The organism is Bradyrhizobium sp. USDA 376, assembly GCF_054063675.1.
The window spans coordinates 6,215,506-6,239,454 of the sequence record NZ_JBSSGN010000001.1 but is presented as its reverse complement, the minus strand read 5'-3'; the positions used below and the strand labels follow the sequence as shown (position 1 = coordinate 6,239,454).

22 protein-coding genes and 1 pseudogene are annotated in these 23,949 nt (G+C 65.7%); 7 read left to right on the top strand and 16 right to left on the bottom strand.

The genetic code is table 11. The features are described from left to right. Positions 1-16: 16 nt before the first annotated feature. The gene (locus tag ACVJ19_RS28915; RefSeq protein ID WP_453952596.1) at positions 17-496 is read right to left on the bottom strand and encodes a carboxymuconolactone decarboxylase family protein; all 480 of its coding nucleotides are present in this window, start codon (positions 494-496) and stop codon (positions 17-19) included. Between the two features lie 54 nt (positions 497-550). On the opposite strand from ACVJ19_RS28915, the gene ACVJ19_RS28910 reads away from it, so the two are divergent. Next, positions 551-1,081 carry a MarR family winged helix-turn-helix transcriptional regulator gene (locus tag ACVJ19_RS28910; protein ID WP_453952595.1) on the top strand — a complete coding sequence of 177 codons (531 nt, stop codon included), beginning with the start codon at positions 551-553 and terminating at the stop codon, positions 1,079-1,081. Positions 1,082-1,087: 6 nt separating this feature from the next. Here the strand turns inward: ACVJ19_RS28910 and ACVJ19_RS28905 are convergent, their stop codons facing one another. Beyond that, complete coding sequence (locus ACVJ19_RS28905) at positions 1,088-1,270, bottom strand: hypothetical protein (RefSeq protein ID WP_453952594.1); 183 nt, start codon at positions 1,268-1,270, stop codon at positions 1,088-1,090. 84 nt (positions 1,271-1,354) lie between these two features. Next, the gene (locus ACVJ19_RS28900; protein WP_453952593.1) at positions 1,355-1,606 is read right to left on the bottom strand and encodes a hypothetical protein; all 252 of its coding nucleotides are present in this window, start codon (positions 1,604-1,606) and stop codon (positions 1,355-1,357) included. Positions 1,607-1,747: 141 nt separating this feature from the next. Between ACVJ19_RS28900 and ACVJ19_RS28895 the strand changes: the two genes are divergently transcribed. Beyond that, on the top strand, positions 1,748-2,977 hold the full coding sequence (locus ACVJ19_RS28895; RefSeq protein ID WP_453952592.1) for a lytic murein transglycosylase: 1,230 nt from the start codon (positions 1,748-1,750) through the stop codon (positions 2,975-2,977). Between the two features lie 108 nt (positions 2,978-3,085). Here the strand turns inward: ACVJ19_RS28895 and ACVJ19_RS28890 are convergent, their stop codons facing one another. From ACVJ19_RS28890 to recJ, 3 genes are all read right to left on the bottom strand, one after another. Then, positions 3,086-3,880 carry an aldolase gene (locus ACVJ19_RS28890; protein WP_453952591.1) on the bottom strand — a complete coding sequence of 265 codons (795 nt, stop codon included), beginning with the start codon at positions 3,878-3,880 and terminating at the stop codon, positions 3,086-3,088. 96 nt (positions 3,881-3,976) lie between these two features. After that, positions 3,977-4,786, bottom strand: a complete 810-nt coding sequence (locus tag ACVJ19_RS28885; RefSeq protein WP_453952590.1) for an SDR family NAD(P)-dependent oxidoreductase — start codon at positions 4,784-4,786, stop codon at positions 3,977-3,979. A 63-nt stretch (positions 4,787-4,849) separates the two neighbouring features. Next, positions 4,850-6,691 carry a single-stranded-DNA-specific exonuclease RecJ gene (recJ, locus tag ACVJ19_RS28880; protein ID WP_453952589.1) on the bottom strand — a complete coding sequence of 614 codons (1,842 nt, stop codon included), beginning with the start codon at positions 6,689-6,691 and terminating at the stop codon, positions 4,850-4,852. A 285-nt stretch (positions 6,692-6,976) separates the two neighbouring features. On the opposite strand from recJ, the gene ACVJ19_RS28875 reads away from it, so the two are divergent. After that, positions 6,977-8,053 (top strand): methyl-accepting chemotaxis protein, encoded by a 1,077-nt coding sequence (locus tag ACVJ19_RS28875; RefSeq protein ID WP_453952587.1) that lies wholly within the window; start codon positions 6,977-6,979, stop codon positions 8,051-8,053. A gap of 232 nt (positions 8,054-8,285) precedes the next feature. On the opposite strand, the gene ACVJ19_RS28870 is transcribed toward ACVJ19_RS28875, so the two are convergent. The 7 genes from ACVJ19_RS28870 to ACVJ19_RS28840 all read right to left on the bottom strand — a co-directional run bounded on the left by ACVJ19_RS28870 (position 8,286) and on the right by ACVJ19_RS28840 (position 16,138). Continuing rightward, a complete protein-coding gene (locus ACVJ19_RS28870) occupies positions 8,286-9,293 on the bottom strand; it encodes a L,D-transpeptidase family protein (RefSeq protein ID WP_453955230.1) in 1,008 nt (335 codons plus the stop codon). 441 nt (positions 9,294-9,734) lie between these two features. After that, positions 9,735-10,742: a 4-hydroxythreonine-4-phosphate dehydrogenase PdxA gene (locus ACVJ19_RS28865; RefSeq protein ID WP_453952586.1), complete on the bottom strand. Its 1,008-nt coding sequence runs from the start codon at positions 10,740-10,742 to the stop codon at positions 9,735-9,737. After that, entirely contained in the window at positions 10,739-12,289 is a 1,551-nt protein-coding gene (locus ACVJ19_RS28860) for a tripartite tricarboxylate transporter permease (protein WP_453952585.1), read from the bottom strand. Before ACVJ19_RS28860 ends, ACVJ19_RS28865 begins: the two co-directional genes overlap by 4 nt. 12 nt (positions 12,290-12,301) lie before the next feature. Continuing rightward, the gene (locus ACVJ19_RS28855; protein WP_453952584.1) at positions 12,302-12,784 is read right to left on the bottom strand and encodes a tripartite tricarboxylate transporter TctB family protein; all 483 of its coding nucleotides are present in this window, start codon (positions 12,782-12,784) and stop codon (positions 12,302-12,304) included. 252 nt (positions 12,785-13,036) lie between these two features. Then, positions 13,037-14,029, bottom strand: coding sequence for a Bug family tripartite tricarboxylate transporter substrate binding protein (locus ACVJ19_RS28850; RefSeq protein ID WP_453952583.1), 993 nt, complete (start codon positions 14,027-14,029; stop codon positions 13,037-13,039). A gap of 51 nt (positions 14,030-14,080) precedes the next feature. After that, positions 14,081-15,334, bottom strand: coding sequence for a CaiB/BaiF CoA transferase family protein (locus ACVJ19_RS28845; protein ID WP_453952582.1), 1,254 nt, complete (start codon positions 15,332-15,334; stop codon positions 14,081-14,083). A gap of 9 nt (positions 15,335-15,343) precedes the next feature. Then, entirely contained in the window at positions 15,344-16,138 is a 795-nt protein-coding gene (locus ACVJ19_RS28840; RefSeq protein WP_453952581.1) for an enoyl-CoA hydratase/isomerase family protein, read from the bottom strand. 120 nt (positions 16,139-16,258) lie between these two features. On the opposite strand from ACVJ19_RS28840, the gene ACVJ19_RS28835 reads away from it, so the two are divergent. The 4 genes from ACVJ19_RS28835 (at position 16,259) to ACVJ19_RS28820 (ending at position 19,539) form a co-directional block, all read left to right on the top strand. Further along, complete coding sequence (locus ACVJ19_RS28835) at positions 16,259-16,924, top strand: GntR family transcriptional regulator (protein WP_453952580.1); 666 nt, start codon at positions 16,259-16,261, stop codon at positions 16,922-16,924. Between the two features lie 192 nt (positions 16,925-17,116). After that, the gene (locus tag ACVJ19_RS28830; protein WP_453952579.1) at positions 17,117-18,088 is read left to right on the top strand and encodes an MBL fold metallo-hydrolase; all 972 of its coding nucleotides are present in this window, start codon (positions 17,117-17,119) and stop codon (positions 18,086-18,088) included. A 251-nt stretch (positions 18,089-18,339) separates the two neighbouring features. Continuing rightward, positions 18,340-19,083 (top strand): SDR family oxidoreductase, encoded by a 744-nt coding sequence (locus ACVJ19_RS28825; protein ID WP_453952578.1) that lies wholly within the window; start codon positions 18,340-18,342, stop codon positions 19,081-19,083. A 42-nt stretch (positions 19,084-19,125) separates the two neighbouring features. Continuing rightward, positions 19,126-19,539 carry a cupin domain-containing protein gene (locus ACVJ19_RS28820; protein ID WP_453952577.1) on the top strand — a complete coding sequence of 138 codons (414 nt, stop codon included), beginning with the start codon at positions 19,126-19,128 and terminating at the stop codon, positions 19,537-19,539. A gap of 6 nt (positions 19,540-19,545) precedes the next feature. Here ACVJ19_RS28820 and ACVJ19_RS28815 read toward each other — a convergent pair whose 3' ends face one another. From ACVJ19_RS28815 to ACVJ19_RS28805, 3 genes and pseudogenes are all read right to left on the bottom strand, one after another. After that, positions 19,546-22,689: an efflux RND transporter permease subunit gene (locus tag ACVJ19_RS28815; protein WP_453952576.1), complete on the bottom strand. Its 3,144-nt coding sequence runs from the start codon at positions 22,687-22,689 to the stop codon at positions 19,546-19,548. 5 nt (positions 22,690-22,694) lie between these two features. After that, on the bottom strand, positions 22,695-23,042 hold the full coding sequence (locus ACVJ19_RS28810) for an HlyD family secretion protein (RefSeq protein ID WP_453952575.1): 348 nt from the start codon (positions 23,040-23,042) through the stop codon (positions 22,695-22,697). 113 nt (positions 23,043-23,155) lie between these two features. Continuing rightward, positions 23,156-23,806: pseudogene (locus ACVJ19_RS28805) on the bottom strand (efflux RND transporter periplasmic adaptor subunit); the annotation flags it as partial. Between the last annotated feature and the right edge of the window lie 143 nt (positions 23,807-23,949).

Here is a 23,949-nt window from a genome sequence, read left to right as displayed (position 1 = left end):
GATCTCCCCTTGTCTATCAGGATGCAGCGGCGACCGCTGCGACCGGGCGCTTTGCAGGCGTCCAGCGAAATGCCGCGCCAAAACGGTTCCAGACATTGATGGAGGCGACCGCCGAGGTCAGATACGTCAGTTCCGTCTCGGAGAATTCGCTGGACGCCTCCGCGTAGACCTCCTCGCTGACGCCATCGGGCAGACAGGTCAGCGCCTCGGCCCAGGCCAGGGCCGCGCGTTCGCGCGCGGAAAAGATCGGCGCCTCGCGCCAGACCGCGACCAGATGGAGTTTGTCGACCGCCACACCGATGCGCTCCGACAAGAGGATGTGATGCTGCACGCAGAAAGCGCAGCCGTTGATCTGCGACGCCCGCAGCTTGACCAGCTCGAGCAGCTGCTTGTCGAGGCCCGCCTTGGCCGCCAGCTGCCCCAGCGCCAGTACCAGATCATACGCGTCCGGCGCGATCCGCTTGAAATCCTCGTATTCGCTGCGGGCGTGTGACATTGCCGTGCACCTCGTGTTATTGTAAGAGCACTGATACTTTATAAGAGCACTTATATGTTCCGCAAGACGTCCGGCATCACAAGATCGAAAACCTCGCGGAAGACGCCGGCGCCTGCCGATGATGGCGCGGTACGCGTGCCCGCCCCTGGCGAAGGCAAGCGCGGCGAAGAGGGTTATCTCGGCTATCTCTTGCGTCAGGCCCATGCCGCGGTCCGCCTGACGATGGAGCGGACGCTCGCCGATCTCGGCGTGACGTCGCCGCAATTCGCGGTGCTGACCATGCTGAACGCCTATCCGGGGCTGTCAGGCGCCGACGTCGCCCGCCTCACCTTCCTGACGCCACAGACCGTCGGCGTCATCATTCGCAATCTCGAGCGTGACGGCGCGATCGTGATGACGCCGCATCCCGTCCACGGCCGCATCCAGCAATGGACGCTGACGCCGCGCGGGGCAACGCTGTTGAAGGCCTGCCGGGAGCGGGTGATCGCGCTGGAGAAGCGCCTTGCCCTGACTCTGGATGCCAAGGCGGAAACCACGGTCCGGCGCTGGCTCGCCGGCATCGCAGCCGATTTGCAGGAGGACTAAGCGGGCCTAGTCGCCGCCCCCTCCGTCGCCGCATCCTCCGCCGCCATCGAAATCCGGGAGGTCGCCGGCGGCGCCATCGCCTTGAATGCCGCGGCCAAAGTTCTCGGCAAGGATCATCAGGATCACGACAAACAAGCCGGCCCCGAAGGGCCAGGGATTGGCACGGATGATGTCGAACAACTCCTGCATGCGCGCATCTTGCCCAACAAGAGCGAACCGACCGTAAAGTACCAGATTCAAGTTTGGGGATATGCGGGATTGCGCAAGGGCGGCCTATCCGCCCTTCAACGATTTCTTAACCTCACCGTCCGACCAGGTCTCGCCTGCGGCGATCACCCGGACCCGGCTCTGGTCCGCAGCATTCACCAGCACATGCGAACTTACCCGGTCGCCACTCGGCTCCAGGCGCAAATCGGTTTCGGGCTTCCAGCTCAGCGTGGTCGCGAGATCGCCGGGGAAGATCTGCCATTGCGATCCGTCGTCGAGTTCGACGACGTGGCTTTCCGCATGCGCGCGTATCTTCATCCCACCTCGAATACTTCGATGAACAGACCATGTTCGGAGGGAATGCAGCAGTGCGACAGTTTGTTCCGGTGAACGCCGGCCCGGCGCCTCGTGTTCCCAGGAACCGTCCCACAGCCCCCTGTTTCCCGCTAGAATGGGTCCATGAAACAAGCTGATTCCTCGCCCTGTCACACCCGCCGCGCCCTGCTCCAGTCGACGCTCGGTGCGGCCGCTTTGCTGGCACTCCCGACGCGCGTCCTCGCCGCGCCTGCCGGTTTCGACGAATGGCGCGAGAGCTTTCGCGCACGCGCGATGGCCAAGGGAATCTCGGCTGCGACCTGGCAGCGCGCGATGGCGCGGGTCGAGCCCGACATGAGCGTGTTCAAGCAGATGCGCAACCAGCCCGAATTCCACGAGCAGGTCTGGCAATACATCAACCGCCGCGTTTCGGACTGGCGCATCATCAACGGCAAGATCGCGCTCAAGAACAACGAGGCGCTGATCGCACGCATCGAGCGCGATTTCGGCGTCGAGCGCGGTACGCTGCTGGCGCTGTGGGGCGTCGAGTCCGCCTATGGCGATCCGCTGGTGCAGCAGAACCACATGACCCCGGTATTTCCCTCGCTCGCCGCGCTCGCCTGGAATGAGCCGCGTCGCAAGGCCTATTGGGAGACCGAGCTGATCAACGCGCTGCGCATCGTCGACAAGGGCTGGAGCACGCCCGAGGAGATGAAGGGCTCATGGGCCGGCGCGATGGGGCATTCGCAGTGGATGCCGGAGGTCTGGCTCAATGTCGGCATCGACTATGACGGCGACGGAAAAGTCTCGCCGTTCGGCAAGCCCGACGATGCGCTGGGCTCGACCGCAAAATATCTCGTCAATCGCGGCAAGTGGCACCGCGGCGAGCATTGGGGCTACGAGGTGCGCACGCCCGGCGATATGAGCGGGAGCCGGACCTACGCTGCCTGGGCGTCCGCCGGCGTCACCCGCGCCGATGGCCAGCCGTTCCCGCAGCCCAACGCCTCGGCGCAGATGTGGACGCCGGTTGCGGGCGGACCGACGTTCCTTCTGGGGCCGAACTTCTACTCGGTGAAGAGCTACAATCCCTCGATGAACTATGCGCTGGCGATCTGCCACCTCGGCGACCGCTGCCTCGGCGCGCCGCCCTTCATCCAGCCTTTCCCCGGCTCCGAGCGCGCGCTGACGCTCGCGGAAGTGCAGGAGATGCAGACGCGCCTGACCAAGGCCGGTTTCGACACCGGCGGCACCGACGGCCGCGTCGGCAACGACACGATGAAAGCAATCAAGGATTTCCAGCAGCGCGCCGGCATCACGCCGGCCGACGGCTATGGCGGGCTGAAGGTGCTGGCGAAGCTGCGGCAGGGGTCGTAGATACCCCGTCATTCCGGGGCTCGCGTAGCGAGAACCCGGAATCTCGCCCTACAATCTCCGGCTTCCGGGTTCGAGGCTTCGCCTCGCCCCGGAATGACAAGTCTACTTTCAGTGCCTGTACTGCGGCTCTTCCGCATCGAGCTGGCGCCGGATGGCAGCGAGATGCAGCCGCGCGGATTCGGAATCGCCCTCGCGCATCTGCTTGTAGGTTTCGGCCGCAATGGCGGGATCGACCGGGAGCACCTTGCGGCCCGTGGACATCGCGAGCACCTGCACCTCGGCGGCTCGTTCGAGGTAATAGAGATCGTCCCAGGCTTCTGCGATGGTCGGGGCCAGCACCATCACGCCGTGATGCTTCATGAAGACGATGTCGGCATCGCCGACGGCGGAGGCGATGCGCGCGCCCTCGCGGTTGTCGAGTGCGAGCCCATTATAGTCGCGGTCGACCGCCGTGCGGCCGTAGAATTTCAGCGCGGTTTGCCCAGCCCAGATCAGCGGATCGCCCTCGGTCATCGATAGCGCCGTCGCATAAGGCATGTGAGTGTGGAAGGCGACCTTGGCGCGCGGCAGGCGCTTGTGCATCTCGGCATGGATGTAGAATGCGGTCGCCTCGGGCACGCCCTCGCCGTCGAGCACGTTGCCGTGGAAGTCGCAGATCAGGAGCTTTGACGCGGTGAGCTCACGGAAAGCGTAGCCATAGGGATTGACGAGGAAGAGGTCGTCATGGCCCGGCACGACGGCCGAGAAATGGTTGCAGATGCCCTCCTCAAAGCCGTTGCGCGCGGCCATGCGGAAGCAGGCGGCGAGGTCCTCGCGCGCGGTGCGGATCGCGTCGGTAGCGAGGTCCGGCCGGTTCGAGCGGAACGGCGCCGGCGAGGAAGAAGAGTGAAGACTGTGCGCCATGGCGAAGGACACCTTTGTCGGTCGGAAGCTCTTCGCGTTGTACAGGGGCCGCGCCTGCGCGTCAGCCCCTGTGGGCGCCACCCTGCCCTGCGCCGCTTAGCTTCGCCGCGGCACGCCGCCGGCGTTCATGCCGCCGTCGATGACGAGCTCGCTGCCGGTGACGTAGCGCGAGGCGTCCGACGCCAGATACAGCACGCCGGAGGCGATTTCCGCAGCCTGGCCGGCGCGGCCCAATGGCGTGACCACCCGGGCGCGTTCCTCCGGATCGATCGGCGCATTCTGACCGGCGCCGGTCGCCCCCGTCGGGATCTTGCCCCAGATCGGCGTGTCGATGATACCGGGATGGACCGAGTTGACGCGAATGCCGTCGCCGGCGGCCGCACACTCCATTGCGATCGACTTGGCAAACAGACGTACGCCGCCCTTGGTCAGCGAATAGGCCGAGAGGCCCGGCGAGCCGCGCAGGCCGGCGAGCGAGGACATCATGACGATCGAGCCGCCGCCGGTTTTGCGCATCAACGGCAGGCAGTGTTTGACCGACAGAAACACGCCATCGAGATTGATCGCATTCTGCTTGCGCCAGTCAGACAGCGTCATGTCGACGATCGAGGGCACGGCAATGCCGATACCGGCATTGGAGACCATGATGTCGAGCCGGCCGTAGCGTTTCGCGATCTCGGCGACGATCTCGATCCAGCGCTCCTCGCTGGTGACGTCCTGCTCCAGGAAGATCGCCTTGCCACCGGCTTTTGCGACGCGCTTGACTAGCTCGGGCCCGCGCAGCTCGTCGATGTCGGTGATGATGACCGTCGCGCCCTCGCGCGCGAACAGCTCGACGATGGCCTCGCCAATGCCAGAAGCGCCGCCAGTCACCAGCGCGACCTTGCCCTCAACCTGCCCTGCCATGTTCACTCCCTTTTTTTTGTTTGAGCGGCTTATTCTTGACGCATGATCTCGTTGGATCTTGCGTTATCTAATCACGGATGGCCCCTGGTCCGGTAGGGCGACATCGACGACGCGGAATTGCACACGCTCGGCGCCCTGGTAGCGATCGACCGACAGCGAGCCCGCGACATGCATCTGCTGGCCGCGATTGGCGAGCAACGCATTGCCGAGCTTCTGGCCGACCGAGCGGAACGCAATGCCGTTGACGATGGCGCCGTCGCCCGATTTGAAGCGCAGGCGCAGATGCGCCTGCCCGACCTCGTCGGCAAACACGAGCTGATGCGCCGGCAGCGCCAGCACGGGCTCCGGATTGCCGCTGCCGAAGGGACCTGCGCGGTTGAGCGTGGTCGCAAGCTCCGGCGTCACCGCCCGCGCGGAGACCGCGCCGTCGATGTAGAGCTCGTTGACGTGGCGCGCCTCCGCAACATCCTGCGCCAGCGCGTTCTCGAGATAGGCGCGGAATTCGGCGATCTTCTCCTTTCGCAGCGTCACGCCCGCGGCCATCGCGTGGCCGCCGCCCTTGAGCAAAATCCCATCGGCAACCGCCTGCCGCACCGCCTTGCCGAGATCGACGCCGGCGATCGAGCGGCCCGAGCCGGTGCCGATGCCGCCGGGTTCGAGCGCAATGGCGAAGGCCGGCCGCGAGAACTTCTCCTTCAGGCGCGAGGCGACGAGACCGACCACGCCCGGATGCCAGCCCTCGGACGCCGTGACGATGACGCCGAGCTTGTCCTCCAGCCCGATCGAGGCCAGCGCCTCGGCCTCGGCCTGGGCTTCGGCCGCCTGCTCGATGACACGGCGCTCGCTGTTGAGGCGATCGAGCTCGGCCGCGATCCGCGCCGCCTCGACGCTGTCGCCTTCGAGCAGCAGCCGCACGCCGAGATCGGCGCGGCCGATGCGGCCACCCGCATTGACGCGCGGCCCCAGCATGAAGCCGAGATGCCAGGCCTCCGGCGGGCCGTTCAGCCGTGCCACATCCATCAGCGCGGTGTGGCCGACATGGTCGCGCCGCCGCATCGCGATCAGCCCCTTGGCGACGAAGGCGCGGTTGAGGCCGATCAGCGGAGCCACGTCGGCGACCGTGCCAAGCGCAACATGATGCAGCATGCCGAGCAGGTCGGGCTCCGGCATCTCGCTCGTCCAGAAGCCGCGCTGGCGCAGCTCGCGATTGACCGCGACCAGCGTCACCAGCACGAGGCCGACGGCTGCGAGATGGCCGAGGCCCGAGAGATCGTCGAGCCGGTTCGGATTGACCAGGGCATCGACCTCCGGCAGCTCGGTGCCGGCCTGATGGTGGTCGATCACGACGACGGACATGCCGAGCCGTTTTGCTTCCGCAAGCGGCTCGATGCTGGTGGTGCCGCAATCGACGGTGACGAGCAGCGTCGCGCCCTTTGCCGCGAGCCCACGGACGGCCTCGACGTTGGGGCCATAGCCCTCGAAGATGCGATCGGGAATGTGGATCAGCGGATCGAGCCCGCAATGCCGCAGGTGCCAGGCCAGCAGCGCCGCCGAGGTCGCGCCGTCGACGTCGTAGTCGCCGAAGATCGCGACCTTTTCGCCCCTCACGGCGGCATCCGCGATGCGCTTGGCGGCGGCCTCCATCTCCGTCACCGTGAACGGGTCCGGCAGCAGTTTTCGGATGGTCGGATCGAGGAAGTCGGCAACCGCGTCGATGTCGATCCCGCGGCCCGCCAGCACCCGCGCCAGCAGCTCCGGAAGCTGGTGCCGCTGCACGATGGCGAGCGCCTGCGCCGCCCCGCGAGCGTCCAGCCGGTCGCGCCAGAGCTTGTCGGTGAGCGAGCGCGCGACGCCCAGGAACGCCTGGGGCGCTTCGACGGGCAAGGCTGTGGCAGGCGGCGTCATGACGAGGGCTATCGGTTGGGAACTCGGGTCCGGGCGAACACGCTAACGGCCCGGTGCTGGCTTTACGGGATTGGCCGGGAAACTCCGGCGATTTGCAACGGCCGGGCCGCACAAAGCGGTGGATGGCCGGCAGGCAGGCCGGAGTGACTATCATTTAGGCATTCCGCCGAACAGCAAATTAAGCAGGCGTTAGGTTGAATCCTAGAAAAAGACTCGTATTCGATCTGACGTGATTTTGTTCCGGGTTCATTGCAGATCTGGCCTCATTGCCAAGGGAAGTCCCCGATGTCTGCTGCGCTGGGTCTGAAAGCCAAGCCGATCGCCTCCGAACCCACTGATGATGATTCCGACATCTCCGCGCTGATCAATCGCCTCACCGCGGAGGTCAACCAGATCGCGGTCGACAAGACCAAGGCGATCCAGCAGATCACCAACCAGATGAAGATGCTGGCGCTGAACGCGCTGATCGAGAGCTCGCGGGCCGGCGCGCAAGGCGCGGGCTTCGCGGTGGTGGCGCAGGAGGTGCGCGGCGTCGGCCAGCAGGTCGAGACCATCGCCCGCGAGCTCGAGACCCAGCTGACGAAACGGACCGGCGACCTCGTCGCCTCGATCGACCGCATGAGCCAGCGCTCGCGCGGCGAACGCATGGTCGACCTGTCTCTCAATGCCGTCGAGCTGATCGACCGCAATCTCTATGAGCGCACCTGCGACGTGCGCTGGTGGGCGACCGACTCCGCCGTGGTCGATTGCGCGGCCTCGCCTGCGCCGGCCGCGGTCACCTATGCCTCGCAGCGCCTCGGCGTGATCCTCGGCGCCTACACCGTCTATCTCGACCTCTGGCTCTGCGACCTCGACGGCAACGTCGTCGCCAACGGCCGCGCCGACCGCTTCCGCGTGGTCGGCCAGAACGTCGCCCACACCAAATGGTTTCGCGAGGCACGTACCTTGCGATCCGGCGACGACTACGTCGCCGGCGACGTCGAGAACCAGCCGCTGCTCGGCAACGCGCAGGTCGCGACCTATTGCGCCAGCGTCCGCGCCGGCGGCCAGGCCAATGGCGCGCCGATCGGCGTGCTTGCCATCCATTTCGACTGGGAGCCGCAGGCCCGCGCCATCGTGCAAGGCGTCCGCGTCGGCGACAGCGACAAGGCGCGCGTGCTGCTGGTCGACTCGAATTTCCGCGTCATCGCCGCTTCCGATGGCCAGGGCATTTTGAGCGAGCGCATCTCGCTCTCGCTGAACGGGCAGCGCTCCGGCTTCTATCAGGACCGCTCGGGCACGATGGTCGCCTTCCACGCGACACCCGGCTACGAGACCTATCGCGGCCTCGGCTGGTACGGCGTGATCGTCTGCGGGGCGTGAGGCGCAAGCCGGCCGCCAAGATCGGGATCCGTTGGCTTGCCCGAAAAAAAGCTCGCGAAACAACCCCATGCACAGTAGCCGGGCGTTGTTTCCGCTGGTGTTTTGCCTGCGCTCAAACCTCGTTTTGACACGTCGGGCAAAACAGTGGCATTATGCGACTATTCCGAAATCCGAAAGCGCTCGCGCTGCCTTGGGCTGACGACCGGCGCGTGAGGGCCCCTCACTTACCCCCTCATTTGGCGCCTTCCACGAACGCGACCGGCGTGCCTTTCGCGACGCTGCCAGCGACACGTTCGGCGTCCCAATTGGTGAGACGCACGCAGCCGTGAGATTCCGCCTTGGAGATCTTGTCCGGCGAAGGCGTGCCGTGAATGCCGTAGCCTTCGGCGGACAGGTTGATCCACACCGTTCCAACCGGGTTGTTCGGCCCGGGCTTGATGGTGAAGGGCTTGCGCGAATGGACGCCCTTGAAGCGATAAGCGGGATTGTAGCGATAGAACGGATTTCGGCTAACTTCGGTGATCTTGAGCGTGCCTGAGGGCGACGGCTTGTCCTCGCTTCCCACAGTCGCCGGATAGAATCCGATCAGCGCATTCGACTTGTCGAACAGCTTGACGGTCTGCCTGACCTTGTCGATCTCGACCCTGTCGGCCTTGGCGGGTGCCCCCTCGCCTGTGCTCGCGGTGTCGGCGACGACGATGGTGTCGCCGGCCCGGTCGAAACGGCGCCCGGGGTTGAGCGCCGTCAGCAGTTGCTCGCTCATGTGAAATTTTTCGGCCAGGGCCTCTCGCAAACTGCTGTAGCCGAGCTTCGGGATGCCCTTCATGTCCTCCATTTTCGACGGCAGCTTGTTCAGGAAAGGACCCGCCACGTCCTGCTCGGTGATGGCATAGGTCAGCGTCACCGGCCGGTCGTCCGCCCGCAGCGCCTTCCAGACCTCCTCGGCCGGAGTGTCTGCGCCCGGCAACTGCCGGGCTTCCGCATAGGCGCGCAGTGCCTTCTTCGCGTTCTCGCCGAACCTGCCGTCGATCTCGCCGGGCGAGAAATGCGCCCTGTCCAGCAGAACCTGCAGCCGCACGCCCGCCGGCGTCGGCTTCTCATTCGAGAGCGTCTTCTTCGAGGGCTCGGAGGAATTGATGGCGTCCGCGGTCATCTCGGCAGCGAACGCGGGTGCTGCCGCCAGAACGAGGATCAGAACGATGCAGAATATCCGGGCGCGGTCGGCCGACCAGGCGCTCATCATCGTCCGCCGCAACACGCCATCGCCCATGTGCCAGCTCCGGGATGAAGACATTCACCGGATTGGCAACTCGGGGCGGCCACGGAAGTTTCTAGCTTTTCCCGGAGACGACAGGCAACACGTAGCGGAGAGCTTGCCTGCGGCGCATCCTTCGAGACGCCCGCCTGTGGCGCAGGGTTATCGCAGATGGCTTCTTGGTGACGGCCAGAGCAAGCGCCTCGTCCTTCGAGACGACCGCTCGGCGGTCTCCTCAGGATGAGGCTGAGCAGCATTGGCCCCGTTGAAATTGCCGCCGCGCACTCCCCTCATCCTGAGGGCCCGCCATCGGCGGGCGTCTCGAAGGACGGGCTGCGGGGCGAGCTATGCGCCACGCTTCCTCATATGCGATAGCCCTGGCCTATGGCGGACCCTCAGGGTGAGGTCGCGTTTTGCGGTGAGATATCAGACCCTCGTGCGCCGCGCTGCGCTCTCTGCCGCGAGCAGCAGCGCGGCGCGGCTGGCGCCGATCGAGGCGATGCCTTGTCCGGCGATGTCGTAGGCGGTGCCGTGCGCGGGCGTGCAGATCGGGAAAGGGAAGCCCCCGAGCAAGGTCACGCCGCGATCGAAGCCCATCAGCTTCATCGCGATCTGGCCCTGGTCGTGGTACATCGTCAGCACCGCATCGAAGGCGCCGCCCTTGGCGCGCAGGAACACAGTGTCGGCCGGGAACGGCCCCTCGGCGGCAATGCCATCGCGCTGCCCAGCCGCGACCACGGGCGCAATCACATCGATCTCCTCGCGGCCGAAATTGCCGCCGTCGCCGGCGTGCGGGTTGAGACCGGCGACCGCAATGCGCGGCCGGGCGAAACCGGCGTTGCGCATGCAGGCATCGGTCAGCTTGAGCGCGCGATGGATGCGTTCGCCGGACAGGTTTGCAGCGACGTCCTTCAGCGGAATATGCGAGGTGACCCGTGCGTTCCAGAGCCGGTCGAGCACGTTGAATTCGCTTGCCGGAGTCTTGAGTCCGACCACTTCGGCCGAGAACGCGATCTCGTCGTCATATTCGGCGCGGGCAAGGCGCATCGCCTGCTTGTTGAAGGGAGTGAAGCAAACGGCGTCGACGCGCCCGTCACGGCCGAGTTCGAGCGCGTGCCGATAGTTGGCCAGCGCGAATTTGCCGCCGGCAAGGGTCGCAGTCTTCGGCTCGACGTCCTTGGGATCAAGGTGACGGAGATCGACAAACAATGCCTCGCCCTGCGCCGCGCGAAGGTCGGCGCCCTGCTCCACTGTCTTCAACTCCGGCTTGACGCCCGCAACGCGCGCGCCCTCATCGAAGATGCGGCGGTCGCCGATCACGACGAGGCGGCAGCGGGCGCGGATGTCATCCTGTACCACCAGCTTTGCCGTCAGCTCCGGGCTGATGCCGGCGGGATCTCCCATCGCGAGTGCGATGAGCGGCTTTGCGGTCATATGATCACCTTTTCTCGAGCTGTCTCTTGAACTGTCGTCTCATCGGTGGATAGCGCAGGCTTGCGCCGCAAGCGCGCGAGCTGCAATGCGAGCGGCAGCAGGAGCAGCGCGATGCCGCCCAGAATCAGGCACGTCACAAGCTTGTTTGCGAAGAAGATGCCGAGGGATCCCTTCGAGAGCAGCATCGACTGCCGGAACGCATCCTCCGCCTTGTCGCCGATCACGATCGCGAGCACGAGCGGCGCCAGCGGATAGAACAGCTTCTTGAAGAGATAGCCGACGATGCCGAAGCCCAGCATCATGACGACATCGAGATAGGAGTTCGACACCGAATAGGCGCCGACCACGCAGATGATCACGATCAGCGGCGCGATGACGACGAAGGGAATCCGCATCAAGGCGGCGAAGACCGGGACGGTCAGCAGCACCAGCGCGACGGCGACGATGTTACCGACATACATCGAAGCGATCAGGCCCCAGACAAAGTCCTTCTGATCGACGAACAGCATCGGCCCGGGATTGAGGCCCCAGATCATCAGCCCGCCCATCATGACGGCGGCTGTCGCGGAGCCGGGAATGCCGAGCGAGAGCATCGGCAATAGCGCGCTGGTGCCGGCCGCATGATCGGCCGTCTCGGGCGAGATGATGCCTTCGACCTCGCCTGTGCCGAAATACCGGCCGCGGCGCGAGAAGCGGCGGGCGATGCCGTAGCTCATGAAGGAGGCTGCGGTCGGGCCGCCCGGCGTGATCCCCATCCAGCAGCCGATCGCGGCGCTGCGCAATAGCGCAACGCTGTGGCGCGGCAGGCGGCCGATCGCACGAAACACCTCGCGCCATTCAATCTTCGAGGAGACGGCGCGGGCATGAAACTCCTCCTCGACCGCGACCAGGAGTTCGCCGATGCCAAACAGGCCCATCACAGCAACGACGAAGTTCACGCCCTTGACCAGCTCGTCGACACCCATGGTGAGGCGGACGCTGCCGGAGACGGTGTCGATGCCGATAGCGGCGATGGCAAAACCGATCGCGAGCGCCACGACGGTCTTGATCGGGGCCGCGCCGCCCATGCCGACGAAGCTGGCGAAGGCCAGGAAGTAGACCGCGAAATACTCCGGCGGCCCGAAGGCGAGCGCGACCTGTGCCACCCAGGATGCGAGGAAAGTGATGAGAATGACGCCGATCAACGCGCCGAATGCCGCCGAGCCGAAGGCGGTGGCGAGTGCCGTGGTCGGCCGGCCGTCGCGCGCCATCGGATAGCCGTCGAAAGTGGTCGCGACCGAGGACGGCTCGCCCGGGATATTGAACAGGATCGAGGTCACCGATCCTCCGAACAGCGCGCCCCAATACATGCTGGAGAGCAGGATGATCGCCGAGACCGGCTGCATGCCGAAGGTCAGCGGCAGCAGCAGCGACACCCCGTTCGGCGCGCCCAGCCCGGGCAGCACGCCGACGAGAATGCCGAGCAGCACGCCGACCGCCATCAACAGCAGATGCGGCACGGTGACCGCGATGGTGAAGCCGTGGAGGAGTTCCTGGAGATTGTCCATCGGCCTCCTCCCTCAGAAGCCGAACGCGGCGGCCAGCGCGCCATGCGGCAGGCTGACCTGGAACATGCGCTCGAACACGACGTAGAGGGCGAGCGCCGTGGCTGCCGCCATGGCGAGAGCGCGCGGCACGGACTGGTGCCTGGGGATCGCCAGCACCGCGAAGACATAGAGGCTTGAGGCGAGATACATGCCGAGCAGCGGGATCGCGGCGACGAAGATCGCGGCCGGCAGGAACAGGCCGGCGAGCCGGCGCAGCTCGAGCGGAGTGATCGCGATGGGAACGTTCGCGAGCGATGCAACTGGCCGCACGCCCCGCACCAGATTGTAGAGGCTGCCGAGCACGACGATGATGCCGGTCAGGAACGGAAACGTGCCGGCGTCCACGCCCGCGCTCGACCAGCCGATGCCATTATCGAGGCTGGAGACGACGACGGCCACACCGAAGCTGCCGGTGAGGATTGCGGTCGCAAGCTCAAGCGCGCGGCGTGAGATCATGGCGTTCTACCTTTGAAGGCCGGGCTGTCGCATGTGACAGCGGTGAGCCTGCCGAACGTGCTCGGCCTGCATGGTTCGAGACGCCCGCTTTGGCGGGCACCTCACCATGAGGGTCTGATATCTCGCCGCAACGCACGACCTCATCCTGAGGGCCCGCCGCAGGCGGGCGTCTCGAAGGATGGCCGCAAGCGACCTGCCCGCCACGCTTTGCTCCATCTGCGATCGCCCAGCCCTTGAAGGGATTTGCCCGCCTCACTTGACGAGCCACCCCTGCTCGCCTGCGACCTGCTTGACGTGCTCGAGGTCCTCCTTGATGAACTTGTCGAGCTCGGCACCGGTGAGGAACGTGTCGACCTGGGAGGTCTTCTCGATGTAGTCCTTCCATTCCGGCGTCGCCTGCACCTTCTTCATGAGGTCGACATAGAACGCGGCCTGGTCCGGCGTGACCTTGCCGGGCAGCCACACCGTGCGCGGCTGCTCATATTGCTTGATGTCGAGGCCCTGCTCGACGCAGGTCGGGACGTCGCTCCAGCCTTCGGTCGCGGTGACCTTGGGTCCTTGCGGCAACCGCTCGGGGCTGAACACGCACAGCGGGCGTTGCGTGCCGCCGCGCCATTGGCCGATGCTTTCGCTGGGATTGTTGACGTGGGAGTCGAGATGTCCGCCGGCGAGCTGCACGGCGGTCTCGGCCCCGCTCTTGAAGGGGATGTAGGTCAGCTTGACCTTGCCGGCCTTCTCGATCATGCGGGTCAGCACCTCGTCGGTGTCCTTGGACTGCGCGCCGCCCATCCTGAATTCGCCGGATGCAGCCGCCTTCAGATAGTCTCCCGCATTCTTGTAGGGCGCGTCCTGCTTGACCCAGAGCAAAAACTCGTCCTGCGCCATCGCCGCGATCGGGGTGAGATCGGTGTAGTTGAAGGCGACCTTGGAGACGAGCGGCTGCTGCCATGCGTTCGACGTGCCGAAGATCACCTTGTAGGGATCGCCGGCGGAGGCCTTGCCGTAGACATAGCCTTCGGCGCCGCTGCCGCCGCCCTTGTTGACGACGACGATCGGCTGCTCCGTCAGCTTGTGCCTGGTGATGATGTTCTGCACCGCGCGCGCGAGATTGTCGGTGCCGCCGCCGGGGCCGGCGGTGGCGACGAACTCGATCGGCTTTTGCGGTTGCCAGGCGGCAAGCGCGGGCATCGCGCCGGCGAGCACGGCTGCGACCGCGGAGAGCAGAAATGTTGACGTCCGACCCATGATTTCCTCCAGCTGATTTTTGTCTTTTGTTGTTGTCGTATCGACGTCCGGTCAGGCGACGCGTTCCTCGCGTCTTTCCAGGGCCGAAACGATTGCGCCTTCTTTTTCGAGCGCTTCGATCTGCGTCTGGTCGAACCCGTGCTCGGCCAGCACTTCGCGCGTATGCTCACCATAGACCGGCGCGCCTGACAGCACTTTGCCTGGGGTCTCCGAAAACTTGACGGGAAGCCCGATCGTCTTCACGGCGCCGAGCGTGGAATGCTCGACCTCGACCACCATCTCGCGCGCCAGCGTCTGCGGATCGCTGAGGGCCTCCAGCATGTCGTGCACGGGGCCGCACGGCACGCCCTTCTCGTCCAGCGCCGCGAGCCAATGCGCCCGCGATTGGTTGCGGAAGCGCTCGCTCAGGACGGCCTCGAGCTCCTTCAGGTTCGCCATGCGGTCGGAGCCGTTGACGAAGCGCGGATCGGCGGCGAGCTCGCTCGCGCCGAGCGCTTCCAGCATCAACAGCCAGTGCTTCTTGTTGGCGCCGCCGACCACGAGCCAGCCGTCCGAGGCTTCGAAGGCCTGGTATGGCGCGTTGAGCGGATGGGCCGAGCCCATCGCGCGCGGCACGGTACCCGCGGCGAGCGCGATGGTCGACTGCCAATAGGTCTGCACCAGCGCGGCTTCGTAAAGTGAGGTCTCGACCCACTGCCCTTCGCCTGTCTTCAGGCGATGCGTGTAGGCGGCCAAAATGCCCATGCTCGCGAGCAGGCCGGCGGTGATGTCCGACAGCGGCGGACCGCATTTGACGGGCGGACCATCCGGGCGCTCGCCGGTAAAGCTCATGATGCCGCTCATGGCCTGCGCCACGAGGTCAAATCCGCGGCGGTGCTTGTAGGGGCCGGTGCGGCCGAAGCCGGACAGCGAGCAGTAGATCAGCGATGGGTATTGCTTGTGCAGCTCCTCGTAGCCGAAGCCGAGGCGCTCCATCGCGCCCGGCGCAAAATTCTCGACCAGCACGTCGGCGTCCGCGAGCAGCCGGCGCAGCACCTGCTTGCCGCCGTCGGTCTTGAGATCGAGCACGATGCCGCGCTTGTTGCGGTTCATCATCAGGAAGGACGCCGCCTCCTCGCCGATCTTCGGCGGCACGGAGTGGCGGGTGTCATCGCCGTTGGGCGATTTCTCGATCTTGATGACGTCGGCGCCCATGTCGGCGAGCATCAGGGTGCAGGTCGGGCCCGCCATCACATGGGTGAGATCGACGACCTTGAGGCCGGCCAGCGGTCCCGAACGGCGAGAGGTGGATTGCGAACTTTGCATCGGCTCGTCCTATTGGCCGCACCACTGCGGCGCGCGCTTGTTGAGGAAAGCATCGAGCCCTTCGCGAAAATCCTGGCTCGTGTAACACATCAGGATGAGGTCTTCGCCCTCGTCCCGCGTCAGCCGCCTTTGCAGGCGAGCGACCGCCTGCTTGGTCGCATTCAGCGTCAGCGGCGCGTGACTGGCGAGCAGCCGGGCGACCTCCTCAGTGCGTCTCTCCAGTGCGGCCAGATCATCGACGACCTCGCCGAGCAGCCCGACGCCGGCGGCCTCCGCGGCGTCGACCAGGCGCGCGGTGAAGATCAGATCCTTGACGCGGGCAGCGCCGATCAGCGCGGTGAGACGGCTGACATTGGACATCGACAGGCAATTGCCGAGCGTCCGGGCGATGGGAAACCCGATCTTCGCAGCTTTCGTGCCGATGCGCAGGTCGCAGGCCGCGGCGATGCCGGCGCCGCCGCCGGTGCAGAAGCCGTTGATCGCGGCGATGGTCGGCACGCGGCACTGCTCGAGCGTCGAGAGCACCCGATCGATCCGGTTCTCGTAGTCGATCGCGTCCTGCGGCGTCCTGAATTCGCGGAACTGGTTGATGTCGGTGCCGGAGGCAAAGGCCTTGTCGCCGGCCCCGCGCAGCACCAGCACCTTGATCGCATGGTCGCGGTTGGCCTCCTCGCAGATCGCCGCGAGGCGTTCGTACATGGCGAAGGTGAAGGCGTTGCGCGCCTGCGGGCGGTTGAAGGTGATCCGCCCGATGCCGTCGTTGCATTCAAAAACGAGGTCGTCTGCCTCCGCAGCCAGGTCCATTTCCTCATATCCTCTTGTTTTTTACATTTTTGAATGCAAAATTCGCGATTAGCAAGCTGGAACTTCCAGATTTCGACAGATCACACTGTTTTTGAATTCAAAATTGGAGCCTCAGGTCCCATGCTTCATGAGGAGGTCGTCGGCCGGATCCGCGCCATCCTGCTCGACGGAGAGATCCCGCCGGGCGCGCGGATTCCCGAGCGCGAGTTGTGCGAGCGGCTCGAGATCTCGCGCACGCCGCTGCGCGAGGCGCTCAAGGTGCTCGCCGCCGAAGGCCTGGTGCAGCTGCTGCCGCATCGCGGCTCGCGCGCGGCAAAACTGACCGACAAGGACATGCGCGACCTGTTCGAGGTCTGCCAGGGCCTCGAAGCCCTCGCCGGCGAGCTTGCCTGCGAGCGCATCAGCGACGCCGAGATCGGCGCGATCGCCGCCGCGCATGACGAGATGGTGCGGCATTATCGCGAGGGCGATCTCATCCAGTACTATCGCGGCAACCGCGCCATCCACGAGGCCATCGTCGCCGCCGCCGGAAATCCCGTGCTCGCCGGGTTGTACACATCCGTGACCGCACGCATCCGGCGCGCGCGCTACGTCACGCCGATGACGCCGCAGCGCTGGGCGCTCGCGGTGAAGGAGCATGAGGCGATCCTGAACGCGCTGCAGCGGCGCGACGGCGCCGGCCTCTCCCACATCCTGCGTGCGCATCTGCGCCACAAGCGCGAGGAGGTTTTGCAGGCCGGCTTTGCGGAGACGGAAGGAAGTGAGCCCACGCTGCGGATCGCGTGAGATTTCTGCAGCGACGATTCAGCGGACACAATCGCGACACAATCATTGATTGTTTCTTGATCACCCCGCGATCATCGCCAATCCGTTTCCTCTTGCGAGCGTGTCTGAACCGGCGCAGCATCGCATGCCGGCCCAAAGCCGCACATCACGCGCGAACAATCGTGCGGATCAAAACAGAAAATGGAGGAACGAATGACACTTGATGTCTCACGCCGGTCCCTGCTCGCACTCGGGGCCGGCCTCGGCGCCAGCGCGCTCCTTGGCGGCAGCGCGATGGCGCGGGCGCCCAAGCTCGGCACCCAGACGCCCTACTGGCACCGCTTCATTCTCGGCGATGCCGAAGTGACCGTCGTATCCGACGGACCGCTGCCGCTCGGCGATCCCTCCGGGACCTTCACCGGCGTTCCCAAGGAAGAGGTGAAGAAGATGCTGGCGGACAATTTCCTGTCGCCTGACAACGTCGTGCTCGAGCAGAACTCGCCGATCGTGAACACCGGCGACAAGCTGATCCTGTTCGACACCGGCATGGGCTCATCCAAGATGTTCGGCCCCACCACCGGGCGACAACAGAAGAGCATGACCGAGGCCGGCATCAAGCCGGGGGACATCGACGCCGTGGTCTGCTCGCATGCGCATATCGACCATATCGGCGGCATCGTCGACGACGGCGGCAAGCCGCTGTTTCCGAACGCGCAGATCTACATCTCCCAGACCGATTTCGACTTCTGGACCGACGAAGGCAAGATGGGGAGCGCGGCCAAGGATTTTGTCGTGCACGCCCGCAAGAATCTGCTGCCGGTCCGCGACCGCATCGTCTTCTTCAAGGACGGCCAGGAATTCCTGCCCGGGGTGCAGGCGATCGCGGCGCCCGGCCACACCGTCGGCCACACCATCTTCATGGTCTCCTCGGCCGGCAAGTCGTTCGCCTTCCTCGGCGACCTCTCGCACCATTCGGTGCTTTTGTTGGAGCGGCCGCGGATGGAATTCTCCTACGACACCGACCCGAAGCAGGCGGCAGAGTCGCGCGTGAAACTGCTCACCATGCTCGCGGCCAACAAGACGCCGGTGATGTCCTATCACTTCGCCTGGCCGGGCTATGGCCATGTCGCCAAGGCCGGTGAAGGCTTCCACTATTATCCTGAGCCGATGCAAATGACGTTGTAGCCGGTGACATCAAGCCCGGGTCGCACAGGTGCGGCCCGGGTACGTTATCTGATCCGCGCGCGCGCGGAGGGGAATGATCCCTGACCAATTCCTGTCGCCCGATACTTCTGGAGCATTTTTCGGCAAGGCAGGCCCGTTCCAGGCAAGAGCCCGCCTCATTGCTTGGGTAAGACTCTGCTCGCATCATTCATCGTCGCGAGAGCGTAACGCCCCCCGCGTACTCGCGTTCGAAAATGCCGAGGAGACATGCCATGAAGATCGTCGTGATCGGCGGTACCGGTTTGATCGGATCCAAGCTCGTGGCGAAGCTGAAGCAGCAGGGCCACAACGCCGTGGCCGCCTCGCCGAAGTCGGGCGTGAATGCCGTCACCGGAGAAGGACTCGCGGCCGCGCTGGCTGGCGCGGATGTCGTGGTTGACGTCGCCAACGCGCCGTCCTGGGAGCCCGCCGCCGTGCTCGAATTCTTCCAGCAATCGAGCCAGAACCTCGCGACGACGGAGGCTGCGGCGGGCGTCAAGCATCACGTCGCGCTGTCGATCGTTGGTACGGATCGCTCGCCCGACATCGCCTATTTCCGTGCCAAGCTCGCGCAGGAGAACATCGTCAAGGCCTCTTCGGTCCCCTACTCGATCGTGCGCGCCACCCAGTTCTTCGAATTCCTCGGCGCCATTGCGGAAACGGGTGCGACTGAGGGACGGATCGTCGTTCCATCGGCGGCGTTCCAGCCGATCGCATCCGACGACGTGGTCGCGTGCCTCGCGGAGGTCGCGACCGGACGGCCGCTCAACGGCACAATCGATATCGCCGGACCCGAAAAGGCGCCGTTCAACGAGTTCGTCGCGCGCCGTCTGAAAGCGGCCGGCGACAGCCGCCCCGTCGTGGGTGACGCCAAGGCCGGATATTACGGCTCCCCCATCGAGGACACTTCGCTGGTCCCGCTCGGCGAGGCCAGGCTCGGAAAGACGCCGCTCGCGGCATGGCTGGCGACGGCCTGAGGATCTTCAGGTCCCTGCAACCACGGCAATGAAGGACTTCCCATGCGCAGACTGTTGATCGCGACGGCGGCGTGCGCCGCAGTCTTCCTGACGGCACAGGCCGCCGAGGCGCAGCCTGCGGCCAAGGTGACCGTGGTGTTCGACCATGCCCTGCCGAATGTTCCGGGCAAGAGCATGAAGGGCGTGCTGGTCGAGTACGGCCCCGGCGGCTTCTCACCGGCCCACATCCACGCGCGCTCCGCGTTCATCTACGCCACAGTGCTGGAGGGAGCGATCCGAAGCCAGGTCAATGACGAGCCTGCAAAAGTCTATCAGAAGGGCGAGAATTTTTTCGAGAAGCCCGGCGATCGCCATGCCGTCAGCTCCAACGCCAGCGACACCGAGCCCGCGAAATTGCTTGCCGTGTTCGTGGTTGACACCGCTGATACCGAGCTGACGACGCCGATCGCGAAGTAGAGCGCGCTATTCCGCGGGCTCAGCGACCGCGGCGGGGTTGGCGGCGGCATCCGTCCGCTTGCCCGGAAAAATCCGGCGAACCAGCACGAACAGCGCGGGCACGAAGAAGATGCCGAGCACGGTTGCCGCGATCATGCCGCCGGCAACGCCGATGCCGACCGCGTTCTGGCTGGCCGAGCCCGCCCCCGTCGCCACCGCCAGCGGCAGCACGCCAAGGATGAAGGCGAGCGAGGTCATCAGGATCGGACGCAGGCGCTGGCGCGCGGCGTGCAGCGTGGCCTCGACGAGGCTGCGGCCGGCTGCGATCTGCTCCAGCGCGAATTCGACGATCAGGATCGCGTTCTTCGAGGCGAGACCGATCGTGGTCAAAAGGCCGACCTGGAAATAGACGTCGTTGGCCTGGTTGAACAGCGTCGCTCCCGCCAGCGCGCCGAGCACGCCGATCGGCACCGTCAGCATCACCGCGAACGGCACCGACCAGCTCTCGTAGAGCGCGGCGAGGCTGAGGAAGACGATCAACAGCGAGATCGAATAGAGATACAGCGTCTGGCTGCCGGTCAGCCGCTCCTGGAACGACAGGCCGGTCCATTCGTGGCCGTAGCCCTTGGGCAGCTTCGCCATCTGCTCCTCCACCGCCTGCATCGCGACGCCCGAGCTGACGCCCGGTGCCGCCTGGCCCTGGAGCTCGACGGCGGCAACGCCGTTGTAGCGCTCGAGGCGCGGCGAGCCGAAGCTCCAGCGGTTGGTCGCCACCGCCGAGAACGGCACCATTGAGCCCGAGGCATTGCGGACGTACCAGCGGCCGATGTCGCTGGTGTCCATGCGGAACGGCGCATCGCTCTGCACGTAGACCTGCTTGACGCGGCCGCGGTCGATGAAGTCGTTGACATAGGCACCACCCCACGCCGCCGACAGCGTGGTGTTGAGATCGCTCAGATTCACGCCGAGCGCGGTGGCCTTGGCCTGGTCGACATCCAGATTGAATTGCGGCGTATCGTCCTGGCCGTTGGGGCGCGCCTGCGCGACGCGCGGATCCGCCGCGAGCTGGCCGAGCAGCTGGTTGCGCGCCTGGATCAGCGCCTCGTGACCGTTGCCGCCGGTATCCTGGAGATACAGATCGAAGCCGCCGGCATTGCCGAAGCCGGGGATCGAAGGCGGCAGCACCGCGAACACCATGGCGTCGCGGATCTTCATGAACGCGCCCATGGCGCGGCCGACCACGGCCTGCGCCGAGGTCGCGGGATGCTTGCGCTCGTCGAACGGTTTCAGGCTGACGAAGGCCAATCCCACATTCTGTCCCTGGCCGGCAAAGCTGTAGCCGCTGACCGCGAATACGCCCTCCACCGCATCCTTCTCGTTGTCGAGATATTGGTGCTCGACCTGCTTGATGACATCGAGCGTGCGCGCCGAGGTGGCGCCGACCGGAAGCTGGATCAGGGTCATGATCGTGCCCTGGTCCTCTTCGGGGAGGAACGAGCTCGGCAGCCGCTGGAACAGCACGACCATGGCGGCGACGATCGCGACGAAGGCGATGATCACGCCGGTGACGCGCTTGATGGCGCCGCCCGCGGTGCGCTGATAGCCATCGGCCATGCGGTCGAAGCCACGGTTGAACAGGCCGAAGAAGCCGGCTTGCGCGCCGTGATGCTTCGGCGGCTTCAGGATGGTGGCGCACAACGCCGGCGTCAGCACCAGCGCCACCAGCACCGAGAGCAGCATCGCCGTGACGATGGTGAGCGCGAACTGCCGGTAGATGATGCCGACCGAGCCGTTGAAGAACGCCATCGGGATGAACACGGCGGAGAGCACCACGCCGATGCCGACCAGCGCGCCGGTGATTTCGCGCATCGATTTCTCGGTCGCCTCGCGCGGGCCGAGATGCTCCTCGACCATCACGCGCTCGACGTTCTCGACCACGACGATGGCGTCGTCGACCAGCAGGCCGATCGCCAGCACCATCGCGAACATCGTCAGCGTGTTGATGGAATAGCCCGCGAGCGAGAGCACGCCGAAGGTCCCGAGCAGCACCACCGGCACCGCGATGGTCGGAATGATGGTGGCGCGCCAGCTCTGCAGGAACACGAACATCACGACGAAGACGAGCGCGATCGCCTCGAACAGCGTGTGGATCACCTTCTCGATCGACAGCTTGACGAAGGGCGTGGTGTCGTAGGGATAGATGACGCGGAGGCCCTCCGGCATGGTGGCGCTGAGCTGGGCGATGCGCGCCTTCACCGCTTCCGAGGTCGCAACCGCGTTGGCGCCGGTCGCAAGGCTGATGCCCATGCCGGCGGCCGGCTTGCCGTTGTAGCGCGCGGAGGAATCGTAGGACTTGGAGCCGAGCTCGACCCGCGCGACGTCGCCGATGCGCACCGTCTGGCCGGATGTCGCGGTGCGCAGGATGATGTCCTTGAACTGCTCGACCGTCCGCAGGCGGCTCTGCGAGGTGATGGTGGCATTGAGCTGCTGGCCGCCGACGGACGGCAGGCCGCCGAGCTGGCCGGCCGTGACCTGCGTGTTCTGGGTCTGGATCGCCGCGATCACGTCGCCGGGCATCAGATTGTACTTCGTCAGCTTGTCCGGATCGAGCCAGATGCGCATGGCGTATTCGGCACCGAACAACGTCACCTGGCCGACGCCGGCAACGCGGCTGACGGGATCATTGATCGACGACGCCACGTAATCGGCGATGTCGCTGGCGGCGAGCCTTCCGTCCTCGGAGACAAAGCCGAGCACCATCAAAAAGCTCGCCGACGACTTCACGACCTTGATGCCCTGCTGCTGCACGACCTGCGGCAGCAAGGGGGTTGCGAGCTGCAGCTTGTTCTGCACCTGCACCTGGGCGAAGTCGGCATCGGCCTCGTTGGTGAAGGTCAGCGATATCTGCACGACGCCGGTCGAGGTGCTCGACGACGACATGTACTGGAGATAGTCGAGGCCCGTCATGTTCTGCTCGATGACCTTCGTCACCGAGTTCTCGGCGGTCTCCGCGTTGGCGCCGGGATAGGTCGCGGTGATCGTGACCACGGTCGGCGCGATCTGCGGATACTGCGCGATCGGCAGCCGCATGATCGCGAGCACGCCGCCCAGCATGATCAGGATGGCGATGACCCAGGCGAAGATCGGCCGCTTGATGAAGAAATGCGACATGACGATTACTGCTCGGTTGTGGCGGGTGCGGGCCGCGCATCGGCCTGCCGCGTCGAATTCACCGTGAGGCCGGTTGCCGGATCGACCGCGACCTCGACGGTCTTGACGGGGGCGCCGGGACGGGCCTTCTGCGTTCCGTCGACGACGAGGCGATCGCCCGGCTTGGCGCCTGATCGCACCAGCCAATTGCCGTCGACGTCCTCGCCGAGATCCAGCGTGCGTTGCTCGATCTTGCCGTCCTTGTCGACGAACATTGCCACCGCCTGCCCCAGCGGATTGCGCGAGACCGCCCGCTGCGGCACCAGGATCGCGTTCGGATCGACGCCGGCGACGACGCGCGCGCGGACATACATGCCCGGCAGCAGCGCCCGCTCCGGGTTGGCGAAGATCGCGCGCGAGGAGACCGAGCCGTGCTCTCGTTGACGCTCGCATCGGTGAAGCCGTATTTGCCCTTGTGGCCGTAGGTCTTGCCGCTCTCCATCAGCAATTCGACCTGCACGCCCTCGACCGGGCGCTTGAGCTTGCCGCTGGCAATCTGATTGCGCAGGCGCTCCATCTCCGAGGTCGACTGGTCGAGGTCGACGTAAACAGGGTCGAGCTGCTGGATCGTCGTCATCGCGGTCGCCTGGCTCGCGGTGACCAGCGCGCCGGGCGTGATCGATGACTTGCCGATCCGGCCCGAGATCGACGCGGTGACCTTGGTGCGGTCGAGTGAGATCGTGGCGGTGTCGCGGTTGGCTTCGGCCGCCTTCACATCGGCCTCACCCTGCTTGTAGGCGGCAACGGCATCGTCGACGTCCTGCTGGCTCGCCGCGTTGGTCTGCAGAAGCTGGGTCTTGCGTGCGGCCTTCAGCTTGACGCTGACCAGCGTCGCTTCCGACCTCTGCACCGCGGCCTCGGCGCTGGCCAGCGCGGCCTTGTACTGCACCGGATCGATCTCATAGAGCAGATCGCCTTCCTTCACCTCAGCGCCCTCCACGAAATCGCGCTTGAGCAGAATGCCGGTGACCTGCGGCCGGACCTCGGAGACCTGGTAGGCGACGACCCGCCCCGGCAGGACCGTCGAAATCTTCGCCTCCTGCGGCTTCAAGGTCAGGACGCCGACCTCCGGCACCATCTGCCGCGGTCCCGCTTGCTGGCTCTGCTCGCCGCAGGCTGCGAGCGACAGCAGAGCGAGTAACGGAACAGCGCGAACGATCGGGGGACGCATGATGACGATCCATGAGCTGAGGCTTGGGATGAGGTTGCCGGCCTCCCGAA

Coding starts and splice junctions, on each gene's coding strand:
- ACVJ19_RS28870 (WP_453955230.1), bottom strand. CDS start 9,293: ATGAGCGCCTGGTCGGCCGACCGCGCCCGGATATTCTGCATCGTTCTG.
- ACVJ19_RS28815 (WP_453952576.1), bottom strand. CDS start 22,689: ATGTCGCATTTCTTCATCAAGCGGCCGATCTTCGCCTGGGTCATCGCC.
- ACVJ19_RS28830 (WP_453952579.1), top strand. CDS start 17,117: ATGACACTTGATGTCTCACGCCGGTCCCTGCTCGCACTCGGGGCCGGC.
- ACVJ19_RS28850 (WP_453952583.1), bottom strand. CDS start 14,029: ATGGGTCGGACGTCAACATTTCTGCTCTCCGCGGTCGCAGCCGTGCTC.
- ACVJ19_RS28895 (WP_453952592.1), top strand. CDS start 1,748: ATGAAACAAGCTGATTCCTCGCCCTGTCACACCCGCCGCGCCCTGCTC.
- ACVJ19_RS28875 (WP_453952587.1), top strand. CDS start 6,977: ATGTCTGCTGCGCTGGGTCTGAAAGCCAAGCCGATCGCCTCCGAACCC.
- ACVJ19_RS28825 (WP_453952578.1), top strand. CDS start 18,340: ATGAAGATCGTCGTGATCGGCGGTACCGGTTTGATCGGATCCAAGCTC.
- ACVJ19_RS28810 (WP_453952575.1), bottom strand. CDS start 23,042: ATGTATGTCCGCGCGCGCGTCGTCGCCGGCGTCGATCCGAACGCGATC.
- ACVJ19_RS28890 (WP_453952591.1), bottom strand. CDS start 3,880: ATGGCGCACAGTCTTCACTCTTCTTCCTCGCCGGCGCCGTTCCGCTCG.
- ACVJ19_RS28910 (WP_453952595.1), top strand. CDS start 551: ATGTTCCGCAAGACGTCCGGCATCACAAGATCGAAAACCTCGCGGAAG.
- ACVJ19_RS28915 (WP_453952596.1), bottom strand. CDS start 496: ATGTCACACGCCCGCAGCGAATACGAGGATTTCAAGCGGATCGCGCCG.
- ACVJ19_RS28820 (WP_453952577.1), top strand. CDS start 19,126: ATGCGCAGACTGTTGATCGCGACGGCGGCGTGCGCCGCAGTCTTCCTG.
- ACVJ19_RS28835 (WP_453952580.1), top strand. CDS start 16,259: ATGCTTCATGAGGAGGTCGTCGGCCGGATCCGCGCCATCCTGCTCGAC.
- ACVJ19_RS28865 (WP_453952586.1), bottom strand. CDS start 10,742: ATGACCGCAAAGCCGCTCATCGCACTCGCGATGGGAGATCCCGCCGGC.
- ACVJ19_RS28855 (WP_453952584.1), bottom strand. CDS start 12,784: ATGATCTCACGCCGCGCGCTTGAGCTTGCGACCGCAATCCTCACCGGC.
- ACVJ19_RS28885 (WP_453952590.1), bottom strand. CDS start 4,786: ATGGCAGGGCAGGTTGAGGGCAAGGTCGCGCTGGTGACTGGCGGCGCT.
- ACVJ19_RS28860 (WP_453952585.1), bottom strand. CDS start 12,289: ATGGACAATCTCCAGGAACTCCTCCACGGCTTCACCATCGCGGTCACC.
- ACVJ19_RS28840 (WP_453952581.1), bottom strand. CDS start 16,138: ATGGACCTGGCTGCGGAGGCAGACGACCTCGTTTTTGAATGCAACGAC.
- recJ (WP_453952589.1), bottom strand. CDS start 6,691: ATGACGCCGCCTGCCACAGCCTTGCCCGTCGAAGCGCCCCAGGCGTTC.
- ACVJ19_RS28900 (WP_453952593.1), bottom strand. CDS start 1,606: ATGAAGATACGCGCGCATGCGGAAAGCCACGTCGTCGAACTCGACGAC.
- ACVJ19_RS28845 (WP_453952582.1), bottom strand. CDS start 15,334: ATGCAAAGTTCGCAATCCACCTCTCGCCGTTCGGGACCGCTGGCCGGC.
- ACVJ19_RS28905 (WP_453952594.1), bottom strand. CDS start 1,270: ATGCAGGAGTTGTTCGACATCATCCGTGCCAATCCCTGGCCCTTCGGG.